Below are 14,008 nucleotides of genomic sequence, written 5' to 3' on the forward strand. Positions count from 1 at the left end.
GATACCTTCATCAGTGCAAGTTGCCGGGCTTCGTTCACAAGTGAACGGAAACTCAGCGTTGCTCACCAGGATCCGCCTCGGAAGCCTTTGCGAGAGCCAGTCCGAGACCTGACAGTCGCAGCCGGTCCGGCTTGTAAAACATCCAGTTGCCGATCCTTTTGCCCGTGACCAGGCCGGCTTCGGCAAGCTTTTTCATGTGGGAACTGACGGTCGGCTGGCTGAGCCCGACCTTGTCCGTGATGAAGCCGACACACACCCCGTCCGCGACAAGATCGCCGTCGCGCTGCGGCGGAAAGTGGGGACGCGGATCGAGCAGCCACAGGAGGATCTGCAGGCGGACGGGACTTGCGAGCGCGGACATCGCCGACGCGCTTGACTTCACATCTATATTGATATTCATCTATATAGAAACTCCTCGATATGGCTCGTGAGGCGACTATGCAGAATTCTTCTCTCCATGTACAGGCGGATGCTTTTTCCGACGGAGCGACGCGGGGTGCCCGCTACCTCAAGACCTTGCCCGCTCGGCAGGTGAACGCCAGAACCGACAGGCTCGGCCTGCTGGCTCTCGAATTGCCCAGGGCGGGCCTGGAAGTGGAGGCAATCCTGGACCTCATGGAAACCGTCGGCGGCGAGGGGACTGTCGGCTCGGCTGGGGGACGCTATTTCGGATATGTGCTCGGCGGTGCCTTGCCGGCAGCCTCGGCCGCACGGGCTCTGCTGTCGGCCTGGGACCAGGTCGCCGATGCTTTGACCGGACCCTCCGTGGTCCGCATGGAGGAAACGGCAATCCGATGGGCGGTCGAGTTGCTGGGACTGCCCGAGGGAACGGACGGCGCCTTCACCACGGGCGCTACCATGGCGAATATGACGCTGCTGGTCACCGCACGCGACGCGCTGCTTGCGCGGCAGGGCCATAACCGCGGCGCGGGTCTTCTGGGGGCTCCGAAAATCAGGATCGTTGCAAGCGCGGAGATCCACGCGACGGTTCTGAAGTCCGTGCGCATGGCGGGGCTTTCCACCGACGACATCGAGTGGGTGCCCGTCGACGATCAGGGACGGATGCATCTCGACAAGATCCCGTCGCTCGATGAGCGTACGCTCGTGCTCGCTCAGGCCGGAAATGTCTGCACGGGTGCCTTCGACCGTTTCGACGCCATCGGTGATCTTTGCCGTTCGGCAGGCGCGTGGCTGCATGTCGACGGCGCTTTCGGCCTCTGGGCACGGGCGGTGGATCCGCTGAATGCCGCCTTGAACGGACTGGAGAAGGCGGACAGCTGGGTCGTTGACAGTCACAAGACCCTCAACACCCCTTACGATGCCGGGCTTGCGCTTTGCCGCCATCCGCAGGAGATGCAGGCCTCCATGGCGATCGGCGCGGGCTATCTGCCGAGCGCGGACAGCAACCCGGCCCAAAGGTCGCCGGAATTCAGCCGCTCGGCACGGGGCGCAGAGACCTGGGCGGCGCTGTTGTCGCTCGGCCGGGACGGGGTCTCGGATCTGGTCGTCCGTTTCCATACCCACGCGGTCCGGATTGCGCGGGAACTGAGGGCGCTCGGCTTCGAGGTGCCGCATGAGGTGCATTTCAATCAGGTCTTCGTGACGTTCCCGGAGGCGGAGGACGCCTGTGCCTTGATTGCGGCCCATGTTCAGGCATCCGGAGAAGCCTGGTTCGGACAGGCTACCTGGCAGGGGCGCAAGGGGTTCCGGATCAGCGTCTCGAACTGGTCGACCACGGAAGCGGATGTGGACAGGCTGATTGGTGCCATAGCGAAGGCAAAGGCGGAAGTGCTGCAGCCTGCCTGAAGGCGGAAAAAGATCGCGGCTCCTAAATCCGGCGATGAAAATCGGACCAAATTTGGGAATTTTTGATGCCTGCCGCCGGAGAGGTTTCCTATGCTTTGCAAAGACAAGGTTTGAGACGATCCGTCTTAGCGAAAGGAAGCCCGATGAGCGACTTGATTCCGGCAGCGTCTCTTGGACATGTCCATGCGGCCAATCGCCAGGATGGCGACGCCGCCCTTCGTGTCCTGACGCGGCAAGCTTTCGACGACGCTTGCGACGAGATCATGCGCTGGGAAGGCTACGCCAAAACGCCTCTCCATGCCCTGGATGGTCTCGCCGCGAGGATCGGCATTGACGGGCTCTTCTACAAACACGAAGGCCCTCGCTTCGGGCTTGGCAGTTTCAAGGCCCTGGGCGGGGCCTATGCCGCGCAGCGCCTGTTGCAGGGGGAAGTCGCTCGCAGAACCGGGCAGATCGTTTCGCTGGAGGACATTCGCACCGGAAGGTTCGCGAACGAATGCGCCCGCATCACGCTTGTCTCGGCAACGGACGGCAATCACGGGCGCTCACTCGCCTGGGGATGCAAGCGGTTCGGGGCTGGTTGCCGGATCTACATCCATGCGGAAGTCAGCGAAGGCCGGGCGGAGGCAATGCGTGCGCTGGGGGCCGACGTCGTCCGGATCGAAGGCGACTACGACGCCTCTCTGGCGATCACGAAACAGGAAGCGGCCGAGAATGGCTGGTTCGTTGTTTCCGACACCTCCTGGCCGGGTTATACCGAGCCTGCCCGGGACGTCATGTCGGGCTACGGCGTCATGACCCGTGAAATCTGCGGGGACATGGATGCGCCGCCGACACATGTCTTCCTGCAAGGGGGTGTCGGCGGGCTTGCCGCTGCGGTCGCGGCAGGGCTGCGTCAGGTCTGGGGTGAAAACAGTCCACGTGTGATCATCGTCGAGCCTGAACAGGCGGCCTGTCTTTTCGAAAGCGCGAAGACCGGCAGGGCGACGACGGTCGCCATCGAGGCGGAAACGATCATGGCGGGCCTGTCCTGCGGCGAACCGTCGGAACTTGCCTGGGAGATTCTCGCCGAGGAAGCCTCCGACTATCTGACCGTTCCCGATGCTCTCGTTGCCCCTGTCGTGCGCCTTCTGGCGCGCCCGATCGGCGGCGATCCTGTAATCGAGGCGGGGGAAAGCGCTGTTGCCGGTCTTGCCGCCCTGATTGCGGCACGGCAAGACGCGGACCTTTCCGCCAGGCTTCGACTTGATAACAAGTCACGTGTGCTTCTCATCGGGTCCGAAGGGATCACCGACCAGGCAATCTTCGACAGCATCATGGAGGGGCGCGATGCTGCCTGAGGCTCCGGAACGCGGTTTTCCGGCATCGGAGTATGAAGCCAGGACAAGCCGGGCGCAGGCGCTGATGGCGTCTGCGGGACTTTCCGGACTGCTCTTGATGAGCGAGGCGGAAGTCCGCTATTTCAGCGGCTTTCAGACACTGTTCTGGCAAAGTTCGACCCGGCCGTGGTTCCTGTTCGTGCCGGCGAGCGGCAAACCGGTTGCAGTCATTCCGGAAATTGGCGCTGCCCTGATGCGCCGGACCTGGCTCGACGACATTCGGACCTGGAGTGCGCCGGCGCCCGATGATGACGGGATCAGCCTGCTGACGGACCTCTTGTCGCCGCTTGCAGGGGAGCGGGCGCATCTCGGCGTCCTCAAGGGTCACGAAACGTCACTGCGCATGCCTCTCGGCGACTGGGAGCGGCTGCTAGGCGCTCTGCCCGGCCTGCAGATCGCCGACGCCACAGGCATGGTGAAATCCCTTCGCATGGTCAAATCCGGGGCGGAGCTCAAAAAGCTGAAACATATCTGCGCGATCGGATCGGCCACCTTCAACCGTGTGCCGGAAATTGTTTCCGAGGGACAACCGCTTGAAGAAGTGTTCCGCGCGTTTCGTCTGGAAGCGCTTTCGCTTGGTGCCGACGACATTCCGTACCTTGTCGGCGCTGCAGACTTAGGCGGATATGCGGATGTGATCTCACCGCCGACGCGCGCTCCGTTGAAAACCGGCGACATACTGATGCTGGACACAGGAGCGGTCTGGGACGGCTATTTCTGTGACTTCGATCGCAACTGGGTGGTCGGCAAAGCCGGCGAGGCAGCACGCCGGGCCTATAATGTGCTCTGGAGGGCGACGGAAGCCGGCATCGAAACCGCGCGACCCGGAGCGACGTGCCGGGAACTGTTTCTTGCCATGGGCCGGGTGATCGGGGAGCTTGACACTTCAGGCGGCGATGTCGGCCGCCTCGGTCATGGCCTGGGCATGCAACTCACCGAATGGCCGTCCCTCGCGGCTTTCGATGAGACCGTGATCACCGAAAATATGGTGCTGACCCTGGAGCCGTCGTTGAGTTACGGCAACGGCCTGATGATGGTGCACGAGGAGAACATCGTCATTCGGGCTTCGGGCGCTGAACTGCTGACTGTCCGGGCACCTGTCGAGTTGCCAATTATCTGACTGAAAGACACCAGCAAAATAACATTCGATCCCGGAATGTGAGCATGGCTGCACCTGTCGAGCATGTCCCTGCAGTTCGGTGGGAAAAGCCGGCGAGTCGTTGCGTGGGCCTCAATTTGTGATCTTATCCGGACATGGACGATATCGATCTGGAAATCCTGAAACGTATGCAGGCCAATGCCCGGCTGACGGCCGATGCGCTGGCCGAAGACATCGGCCTGTCGCCCCCGGCCATCCAGAAGCGTCTCAAGAAATTGCGCGAAACGAAGGTGATCGAGAAGGAGATCGCTGTTCTGGCGCCGGAAAAACTTGGCCGGGAAATGACCGTCATCGTGCAGGTGATGCTGGAGCGGGAAAGCCGGCAGCAACTGGATGCCTTCAAGAAACGCATGCGCCAGTCGCCTGCGGTCCAGCAATGCTATTACGCGACAGGCGAAGCGGATTTCATCCTTATTCTCGTGGTGAAGGACATCAAGGAATACGAGGAATTCACGGAGGAATATTTCTTCGGTGAAAGCAATGTCAGCCGGTTCACAACGTCCATCGTGATGGACCGGGTCAAGGTGTCTCTCGATATTCTGTGACACCGGAACCTTAAGCCCCGATGCCGGAATGGTTCGATTGGAACCGGCCGCTTCATCCAAAGGTGTTGATGCGGCCGGTTGCTTTTTCTCATGCAGCTTGCTGGTGGTCCGTCTCGCCGTTCACCAGTCTGGCGACCCCGGCAAAATCCAGTTTGCCGCTGCCAAGCACGGGAACCTTGTCGACGATCCGGATTTCCGCCGGGATCATCAGGTCCTGGGCGCCGCGGGCTTTGGCCTCGGCGATGAAGGAAGAACGGTCGGCAGCCGGATTTTCCGTGACCAGCACCAGCTTCTCGCCCTTGCGGTCGTCCTTGATCGCAGCAACAGCCGAAAGATGCAGAGGCCAGATCTGCCCGGCGAGGGCCTCGACCGCTGCCAGCGACACCATCTCGCCACCGATCTTGGCAAAGCGCTTGGCGCGACCCTTGATGGTGATGAAGCCATCCGCGTCGATGTCGACGATGTCTCCTGTGTCGTGCCAGCCATCGACCAGCGGTTCGACCACGCCGGGATTGTCGGCCTTCAGGTAGCCGACCATCACATTCGGACCGGCAACATGCAGGCGGCCGCCTTCCTCCACGCCGGGGACGGGTTCCAGCCGCGCGGTCATGCCCGGCATCAACTTGCCGACGGTTCCGGCGCGGTTGAACATCGGCGTGTTCAACGCGATCACCGGCGCGGTTTCAGTGACGCCGTAGCCTTCCAGTACGCGCAGGCCGAAGCGATCCTGATAGACCTGCCGCGTCGACGGCTTGACGGGTTCTGCACCGGCAAAGCAATAGCGCAGGGAGCGGGAGTCATAGGCGTGGGCAACCCGCGCATAACCGTTCAGGAACGTGTCCGTACCGAAGAGGATCGTGGCGTTGGAGGCATAGATCAGCTCCGGGACGATCCGGTAGTGCAGCGGCGAAGGATAGAGGTAGACCGGCACGCCGGAGATCAGCGGCAGGATTGTGCCTGCCGTCAGACCGAAGGAATGGAACATAGGCAGAACGTTGAAGACCTTGTCGGACGGCGTGAAATCGATCCGCGCCGCAGCCTGGGTGGCGTTTGCCAGGATGTTCCTGTGGGTCAGAACCACCCCCTTTGGTGTCCCTTCGGAGCCTGAGGTGAAGAGGATCACCGCGGTATCGTCCGCACTGCGCCGGGCAATAGGACGGCTACGGGTCAGGAGACCAAGGATCTTGTCGGCAAAGCCGATCTCCGCCTTCACATCTTCCAGCCAGATGACCCGGACCTTTTCTTCCAGTTTCGCCGCCAGCGGCTCCAGCCGGGCCTGTTGGACGAAGGCCCGAGAAGAGAGCACGGTGCGTACGTCCGCCGTCCGGCAGGCGGACAGGACATTTTCCGCGCCGGCCGTGAAGTTGATCATGGCGGGCACCTTGCCGGCGGAGAGCGCCGCCAGAACGGTGACGGCGGCTCCGTTCGCGTTGGGCAGCATGATGCCGACCGCGTCTTCGCCCTTTGTCTGACCGGCGATCTTCCTGCCCAGAACAGATATCCCGGTCAGCATGCGGCCATAGGTCAGCTTTCCGGTGACCGGATCCTCGACGGCGAGGCTGCCAAACCCGCGTTCCTTTGTGGTGGCAATGACCCGGTCGACAATCGTGTCGTTGCCCGCAAGGCTGGTCTTGAACATCAGGTCCGACATGATGCCGTAGAGCTCTGCACCGGCGGCTGTACGACGCTGGCGGCCCTTCAGGGTCTCGGGCAGGGTGAGGCGTTTCGGTTCCATGATCGTCACCTTCACCTTCGGAAACAGGCGTTTGCGGATCTGGTCCGGCTTCAGATAGGAGAACGGCGTCTTTTCCAGGCCGTCGATCCGGATCGGCACGATCATGGCGCCGGTCTTGTCAGCCACCATCGCGGCGCCGTCATAGACCTTCATCAGGCTGCCGGTGACGGTCAGCCGGCCTTCCGGGAAGATCACCATCGGTTCACCCGAGTTGACGACCTTGATCAGGGCACGGGTCGCCATCGGGCGCTTGGGATCGATCGGCAGGGCATTTGCAAGCCGCAGGAAGGGCTTTACCCACCAGCGCCTGGCAATCTCATAGTCGATCGCAAAGGACGGCGTGCGGTCGGTGAGCGTCAGGGCAAGGCCCGCATCAAGGAAACTCACGTGGTTGAGGGCCAGGATCGGGTTCCCGCCGGCCTTTTCCAGATTCTCGAGTCCGGTGACCTCAAGACGGAAGACAGCCCGGTAGAGAATGGAGATTGCGTCGCGCAGCGGGTTGGTCGGCAACGCTTTCAGCATGGCTATTGCGGCAATCAGGTTCAAGCCGGCAAGCACCAGCAGGATTGCGGGGAGAGAGACACCCAGTTTCTGGGCAGCCGCAAGCGCCAGGCCGCCGGCCGTCATCAGGGCAGCGCCGATTGCGTTGGAGGCAGCGATCCTGCGGGCGCGGACTGCCGGCTTCGCCCATGTTTGCAGGGCGGTGAAGGTCGGCACGACAAGCAAGGCGCCGGATATGGCAAGACCGGCCATGTCGATGCTGAGACGCAGGACGCCTTGCTGACGGAGAAACTCCCTCAGGCCGTCTGCCGGAACGGCTGTGGGCAGGCCGGCAAGGGTCAGCGCCGTGTCCAGGCAGAAGAGGGCCAGAAACAGGGCGCCGACGGGAGCCGGCAACAGGACGACGCGGCCCGCCAGGAGCCAGGCGGCAAGAGCCGACCCGATGCCGATGAAAACGGCGAAGACGGCCAGGAAATAGGTGACGGCAACTTCACCGCCGCCCAGAAATGTCGTCACCATCAGCGGCAGGATCGCCAGTACCATGGCTCCGATGAGCCAGAACCAGGCATTCATCAAAGCCGCCCGGAAAAGGCGGCGGTCGGAGGCGAGATCCGCGATGGCCCGCCACGTAGAGGTAACGATGTTCCAGTCGATCTTCAGACCGGGATCGGCGGCGGGAGCAGCAGGGATGAAACGGCTGGAGGCGTAGCACGCCACAGCGAGCGCCATCATCGCCGGGGCGAACAGCAACGCGGAGGAGGCGCTCGCAAACAGCAGTCCGGAGGAAATGGTGCCGCCAAGGATCGCAAGAAACGTCCCTGCTTCGATCCAGGCATTGGCACGGGGCAGGGCCGCTGCCTCGAGGTGATCCGGCAACAGGCCGTATTTCACCGGGCTGAAGAGCGCCGACATCGCACCGAAGACGAAGAGTGCCGTAAAGAGCACAGGGAGGGAAGACAGCGCCATGCCGGTGACAGCAAGCGCAGCGCCGCCGACTTCCACCAGCTTCGTGATCCGGGCCAGCCACGCCTTGTCGTATTTGTCTGCAAGCTCACCGCCAAGGGCAGAGAGCAACAGGAAGGGCGCGATGAAGATTGCTCCGGCCAGCGCGATCAATGCGCCTGACCCGCCGGTTATGGCATCAAGGGCACTGACCTGGAAGAGCACCAGGAAAACCAGAGCGTTTTTCAGGAAATTGTCGTTGAAGGCGGACAGAAACTGGGTCCAGAACAGCGGCGCAAAGCGCCTCGCTCTCATCAGGGACATGCGCATGGGGTCCTCCCTCGGGGAAACCGGTCAGGCATTCCCCGTTGCGGTCGAGCAGGGCATCCGGGCGGTAGAGTGATCTTGCCGCCCGGTTGGGGATCAGGTCAGGCGTGTTCGGGCTTGTTGATGTCCATCAGCAGCTTCTCGGTTTTGGCGTCTTCCAGACGGTTGTGGAACTTCATCGCCTCTTCGCGGTCGCGCAGGGTCTTTGTCAAAGTCACGGCCGTATGCACCAGCATGATCGCGGACATGGCGTAGAAGCCCTTGGCGGAGAAGCTGGCTTCCAGGTTCCAGATGCCGAGCGCCATCATGATGGCGGCGACAGCGAAGCTGCCGACGGTGAAGATGGTCCAGTTGTTGGAATGTTTGATTACCGGTTCCTGCATTGTTCGATCCTCGGGTTAGCTGCTTTGTTCCAATAGAAGGGGAAGGTCTGATTTCAGGCGGGCGAGCACATCGTCCGCCCTGGTCCGCACCGGTGCACCGCATCCGGCTTCGCCGAGTTTCTCGATGAGGGCTTCCGGTTTGTCAGCTGCGGAAAGAGCGTTGAATTCCCGTTCCGCCAGCTGGTCGCGTTCCTGACGCCGCAAGATCCCTTCCAGTTGTTCCTCCGCCTGGGAAAGAGCGGACTGGCCGTTATCCGATCCGAGGGACTGGGCCATCTGTATCCGGTCGCGCACTTCCACCGTACGCTCCCCGCGCTTGAGGGCGCGAAGCCGGCTCTGGGCCCGATGCAGCGTCTCCGTCAGGCTGGCGAGGTCACGCTCAAAGGACTTGATTGCCGTCTGAAGGGCGGCTTTCTCGTCTTCAAGCAGCGCGATAGCTTCCGCGGCTTCCCGTGCAAGCGGCTCAAGGCCCTTCAGGAGAGCGTTCCTCGCGCGGTTTTCCAGGTCTTCAAGGGACAGGTCGATCTGCGACAACCGCTTGCGGTCTTGTAGCTGCTCCGCCTTGGCACGGGCGAGAGCTACCTGGGCAGATCGGACGGATGAAGCTGCCGTGCGCAGATTGAGGGAGAAGAGGGCCAGCGATTGACGGTCCTGGTTCTCCCCGGCACTGACAAGAAACAGCGCTTTCAGTTGATTGATGAATGGCTCAAACATTGCGCCTCCCTAAAAGTGAACAGTGTTCACTATTTGACAAAGCCACACCATTCGCGTTAGGTCAAGAAAAAAATGAACTCAGTTCACTTTTATAGGGAGCCTGCATGGCCGGCATTCAGAAGACGAAGAGCGAAGAGACCCAGCGCAGGGTCCTGGAAGCTGCGATATCCACGGTAGAGGCTGGGGGCATGGAGGCGGTCAATATAAGGAAGATCGCCGCCGATGCGGGCTATTCGGTCGGCTCGGTCTACAAGCATTTCGCCGATCAGGACGCACTGCTGATTGCGGTCAATTCCGTGACGCTTGGCCGCGTCAAGGATGTCATGCGGGCGGCCGAGCAGGGGACAGACCAGCCGCTTGACCGGCTCAAGGTTCTGGCTCAGGCCTATCTGGACTTTGCGCGAACCAACCGCAATCTCTGGACGATGCTCTTCAGCCACCGAATGCCGGAAGGCAAGCCGGTGCCGGAGTGGCACCTTCAGGAAAACATTGCGCTGCTCGGCTTCATCGCCGCGCCGCTAAGGGAATTGGACCCAAGCCTCACCGAAGAAACGCTTGCCGTGCGGACGCGGACTTGTTTTGCCGCGGTGCACGGTCTCGTCACGATCAGCCTGGAAGAGCGTTTCATCGGACTGTCGGGAGAGACGCTCGTCCGGGAAATGGATTTCCTCGTCGAGCGCCTTGCAGGTTAGGAAAGGCCACTACCAGGCCCGTACACGTTTTTCCGGCGGTAGCCACATCGGGTCGCCTTCCTTGATGCCGAAGGTCTCGTAAAAGGCGTCGACATGCTGCAAGGCGGCCACGGCACGATAAAAATCAGGCGGATGGCCGTCGCCGGCGACCAGCATGCGCAGGAACTGGTCGGAGCTTTTCGTGGTCCAGAACTGGGCCCAACCGACAAAGCAGCGCTCTGCCGGCGACATGCCGTCGATCTCGACATTTTCCTCGGGATGTTCGTCGAGGTATTCCATGAGCGCTTGATAGGCGAGGGTGATACCGCCGACATCGGCCATGTTCTCGCGCACATTCAATAGACCATTGGCGTTAAGTCCCGGCAGCACTTCGAACGCGTTTGCCTGATCGATCAGTTTTTGGGCTTCCGCGTCGAATGCCTTCGCGTCGCTTTCGGTCCACCAGTCGCGGAAATTTCCGTCGGCATCGTAGCGCCGTCCGCCACTGTCAAAGCCGTGGGTCATCTCATGGCCGATGACAGCTCCAATCCGGCAGAAACGAAGGGGGGCGTCCATGTCGTGTCGGTATGCCGGCGCCTGCGTGATTGCCGCGTTGATCTCGAAGCCGTTGATGGAGGGGGAGTAGGCAGCATTGATGACGATCGGCAATGTGGACTGGGTGTTGAATTCCTCATGTTCGACGGGATGTTTCACCTTTTCGGTCAGACGATTGATGGAGAAGGCGCCAAGGTTCATCATGTTGGCGACGGGGTCGGGCCCGATCTCGACAGAAGAGTAGTCTACCCAATTGTCCGGATAGCCAACCCGGTAATAGAAATTGTCGACCTTCTTGAGCGCTTCGGCCCGCGTTTCGTCCGACAGCCAGTCCCGTGTCTCGACGCGGGAGCGGAAGACAGCATGGATACGCTTCACCATGTCGAGGACTTCTGATTTGGTCTCATCTGGATAGAAAGCGTCGACATAGAGCTGGCTCGCCGGATGGCCGAGATTTTCCTTGAGCAGGTCGTACATGTGGTCTTCTCGAGGCCGGTCCGTGTGGGCGCCGATCAGCGCCCGTTCCAGATCGTTGGACGGCTCCTCGAACTTTGACGTCAGGAACGGCTTGTAATTGTCGATCACCCTGAAGGCCGCATAGTCCTTGAGGTCTTCGAGCGGGGTTTCCTTCAGCACCCTGTTGATGACCGGCAATGCCCTCGGTTCGAACATGTAGAGCGCATCGGGCTTCTGAAAGCCGATCGTTGAGAAGTAGAGGTCGAGATCCATTTCCGGGATCTCCGCCTGCGCGTCCTTGAAGGACTTGACCGAATACCTGTTGCGCGGATCGTTGCCTTCCTCCGGCGTCAGGATGCCGGAATAGAGGTCGATTTCGATCTTCAACGTCAGATCTGCAATCCGGGCGGCTTCGGCTTCCGGGTAGCCCGCGATTTTCATGACCTCCTCAACATAGGTGCGATAAGCCGGAACACGCGGATCACCTTCCTTGTTGCGCAGAAGTTCGAGGTGGTGTTCATCGACTGCAAAATCCGATCCGGCCGAGAACATGGCGTAACGGTTGCTGTCCGCGGGATCGGTGCTGGGGGCAAAAATGGCAAAGAGACCCGGGCCGGAAACGACAGCCTGCTCGGCAATGAACCGGGTCAGGTCGTCAAGCGTTTCAATTTCGGCAATCTTCTGCAATTGCCCGCGCACAGGATCTATCCTTGCTGCATCAATGGCCTCGACATTCATGTAGGCCTTGTAGAAGTCGCCAACGAGCTGGGTCGGACTGCCCTTTGGAGCATCTGCTGATTCATTTCCGGCTTTCGCTGCAACGGCCGCGAGCTGCTTTATCAGACGTTCCGCGATGATCGGAAAAACACCCCACCGCGCCTTGTCGACCGGCCGTTCCACCCGGTCGAGCCAATTGCCGGAGGCATAGCGGTAGAAGTCTTCGCCCGGGGCGACGGTCCGGTCCATGTTGTCGACGGAAAACAGGAGATCGTCGGCTGTCAGCGGGGAGAGGGTGATTTCCTGAGAGAGGGCGGTGCCAGATATGAGCAGAGAGGCAGCGGCTGTGCCAGCAAGAACGGAAAAAACGAATTTCATGACACAGCTCCTCGCATCAAATCCCAGTGTGGCCGCAGCCACCGACAAACCGGCTTGGATGTGCTTCGAAGTGGGGGTGTTCTCCACCCGATATCTACGTGTATTCCCTAAGGAAAGAATAGCGCGGAGGTTGCGCTGGGCAATGAAAAACGTGCACACGCCTGGACTTGAGTTAAGCCGCTGAACCGTGATGCTGGATGAGGACGACCGACCGCGCGAATTCGATTGTTGATCAGGTCCCGCAAAACGTCTGGTAAGGACCGAAGTCTTCCGGCGGGCCTTCGCCATAGGCTTCCTTGCCTTGCTTTTCCTCGAACGGATTGCTCAGCACCTCCAGCAAGGCCTTTGCCGGGCCGTAGTCGCCGGCTTCTGCCGCTGACAGAGCTTCTTCGACCTTGTGATTGCGCGGGATATAGATCGGGTTGACCCGGTTCATCGCCGCTTTGGTTTCTTCGCCTGAAACACCAACATCCTGGAGCCGCGCAAACCAACGCTTCAGCCATGGGTCGAGTTGCGTCGGATCGACAAAAAGATTGCGCAACGCGGACGGGTCGCCTGCGGCTGCCTCGCCAAGGCGCCGGAACACCAGGGTATAGTCGGCGCGCTGGGCTTGCATGAGGGAAAGTAGATCCTCAAACAGGGTCTGATCGTCTTCGGCTCCCGAACTCAGTCCCAGTTTTTGGCGCATGCCGCCGAGCCAGGCGCTGCGGTAGAGGTCTGGAAACCTGCCAAGAACGTCGCTCGCCAGCTCTACGGCCTTTTCGAGATCTTCCGGGTCGATCAGGGGGAGCAGGGTTTCTGCAAGACGGGCGAGGTTCCACTGGATGATCACCGGCTGCCGCCCGAAGGCGTAGCGGCCGCCGTGATCGATGGAAGAGAAAACCGCTGCCGGGTCGTAGGCATCAATGAAGGCACAGGGGCCATAATCGATGGTCTCGCCGGAAATGGTGGTGTTGTCCGTGTTCATGACGCCATGAACGAAACCCGCAAGCACCCACCTTGAGACAAGGGCGGCCTGGCGATCGACAACCTTGGCAAAGAGCTTCAGATAGCGGCCGTCAGCGTCTGTCAGATCCGGATAGTGACGGGCAATTGCGTAGTCGGCGAGCTGGCGGACTTTCTCCGTATCTCCGCGTGCGGCGAAATACTGGAACGTGCCGACGCGCAGATGACTTGCGGCGACGCGGGTCAGCACCGCACCCGGTTTCGGTCCGTCCCGGTAGATCGTCTCGCCGGTGGTGACGGCAGCCAGTGCCCGGGTTGTCGGGATGCCGAGCGCGTGCATGGCTTCACCGATGATGAATTCGCGCAGCACCGGGCCGACGACCGCCTTGCCGTCGCCACCACGCGAGAAGGGCGTCGGGCCGGAGCCTTTCAACTGGATGTCCCGGCGGCGGCCCTGCCGGTCGATGATTTCGCCGATGAGCAGCGCCCGGCCATCGCCAAGCTGCGGCGAGAAGCCGCCGAACTGATGTCCCGCATAGACTTGTGCCAGCGGGGAGGCACCGTCCGGCTGACGGATACCGGCGAAGATCTCCGCACCTTCCGGCGTCTCTAGCTGGTTCGCATCGAGGCCGAGTTCCCCGGCCAGAGCCCGGTTGAAGAGGACAAGAGCAGGTGAGGGAACCTTCGCCCCTTCCCAGGCGACGTAAAAGCCGGGCAGGTCCCGGGCATAGGAATTGTCGAACTGGAAGAGTGGAGGTCTGGCGGTCATGAAAGCTTTATCTCTTGCGGTGCTGC

11 protein-coding genes are annotated in these 14,008 nt (G+C 61.2%); 5 read left to right on the plus strand and 6 right to left on the minus strand.

Annotated features, from left to right (window positions below; genetic code table 11):
• Positions 1-52: 52 nt before the first annotated feature.
• Positions 53-400, minus strand: coding sequence for an ArsR/SmtB family transcription factor (locus ACX3M4_RS02420; protein ID WP_459357005.1), 348 nt, complete (start codon positions 398-400; stop codon positions 53-55).
• Positions 401-438: 38 nt separating this feature from the next.
• On the opposite strand from ACX3M4_RS02420, the gene ACX3M4_RS02425 reads away from it, so the two are divergent.
• From ACX3M4_RS02425 to ACX3M4_RS02440, 4 genes are all read left to right on the plus strand, one after another.
• The gene (locus ACX3M4_RS02425; protein WP_459357006.1) at positions 439-1,806 is read left to right on the plus strand and encodes a pyridoxal phosphate-dependent decarboxylase family protein; all 1,368 of its coding nucleotides are present in this window, start codon (positions 439-441) and stop codon (positions 1,804-1,806) included.
• A gap of 143 nt (positions 1,807-1,949) precedes the next feature.
• Positions 1,950-3,146 (plus strand): diaminopropionate ammonia-lyase, encoded by a 1,197-nt coding sequence (locus ACX3M4_RS02430; RefSeq protein ID WP_459357007.1) that lies wholly within the window; start codon positions 1,950-1,952, stop codon positions 3,144-3,146.
• Positions 3,136-4,305, plus strand: a complete 1,170-nt coding sequence (locus tag ACX3M4_RS02435; RefSeq protein WP_459357008.1) for a M24 family metallopeptidase — start codon at positions 3,136-3,138, stop codon at positions 4,303-4,305. Before ACX3M4_RS02430 ends, ACX3M4_RS02435 begins: the two co-directional genes overlap by 11 nt.
• Before the next feature lie 134 nt (positions 4,306-4,439).
• Positions 4,440-4,889, plus strand: a complete 450-nt coding sequence (locus ACX3M4_RS02440) for an Lrp/AsnC family transcriptional regulator (RefSeq protein ID WP_459357009.1) — start codon at positions 4,440-4,442, stop codon at positions 4,887-4,889.
• 88 nt (positions 4,890-4,977) lie between these two features.
• Here the strand turns inward: ACX3M4_RS02440 and ACX3M4_RS02445 are convergent, their stop codons facing one another.
• The 3 genes from ACX3M4_RS02445 to ACX3M4_RS02455 form a co-directional block, all read right to left on the minus strand.
• Complete coding sequence (locus tag ACX3M4_RS02445) at positions 4,978-8,397, minus strand: acyl-[ACP]--phospholipid O-acyltransferase (RefSeq protein ID WP_459357010.1); 3,420 nt, start codon at positions 8,395-8,397, stop codon at positions 4,978-4,980.
• Positions 8,398-8,495: 98 nt separating this feature from the next.
• Entirely contained in the window at positions 8,496-8,777 is a 282-nt protein-coding gene (locus ACX3M4_RS02450) for a YiaA/YiaB family inner membrane protein (RefSeq protein ID WP_459357011.1), read from the minus strand.
• Between the two features lie 15 nt (positions 8,778-8,792).
• Positions 8,793-9,491, minus strand: coding sequence for a PspA/IM30 family protein (locus tag ACX3M4_RS02455; protein ID WP_459357012.1), 699 nt, complete (start codon positions 9,489-9,491; stop codon positions 8,793-8,795).
• Between the two features lie 104 nt (positions 9,492-9,595).
• Here ACX3M4_RS02455 and ACX3M4_RS02460 point away from each other — a divergent pair, with 104 nt between their 5' ends.
• Complete coding sequence (locus ACX3M4_RS02460) at positions 9,596-10,183, plus strand: TetR/AcrR family transcriptional regulator (protein WP_459357013.1); 588 nt, start codon at positions 9,596-9,598, stop codon at positions 10,181-10,183.
• Between the two features lie 9 nt (positions 10,184-10,192).
• Here the strand turns inward: ACX3M4_RS02460 and ACX3M4_RS02465 are convergent, their stop codons facing one another.
• Together ACX3M4_RS02465 and ACX3M4_RS02470 are read right to left on the minus strand one after the other, a co-directional pair.
• Entirely contained in the window at positions 10,193-12,268 is a 2,076-nt protein-coding gene (locus ACX3M4_RS02465) for a M13 family metallopeptidase (protein WP_459357014.1), read from the minus strand.
• A gap of 232 nt (positions 12,269-12,500) precedes the next feature.
• Positions 12,501-13,982: a protein adenylyltransferase SelO gene (locus ACX3M4_RS02470; protein ID WP_459357015.1), complete on the minus strand. Its 1,482-nt coding sequence runs from the start codon at positions 13,980-13,982 to the stop codon at positions 12,501-12,503.
• Between the last annotated feature and the right edge of the window lie 26 nt (positions 13,983-14,008).

This window comes from Roseibium sp. M-1, from assembly GCF_054515675.1.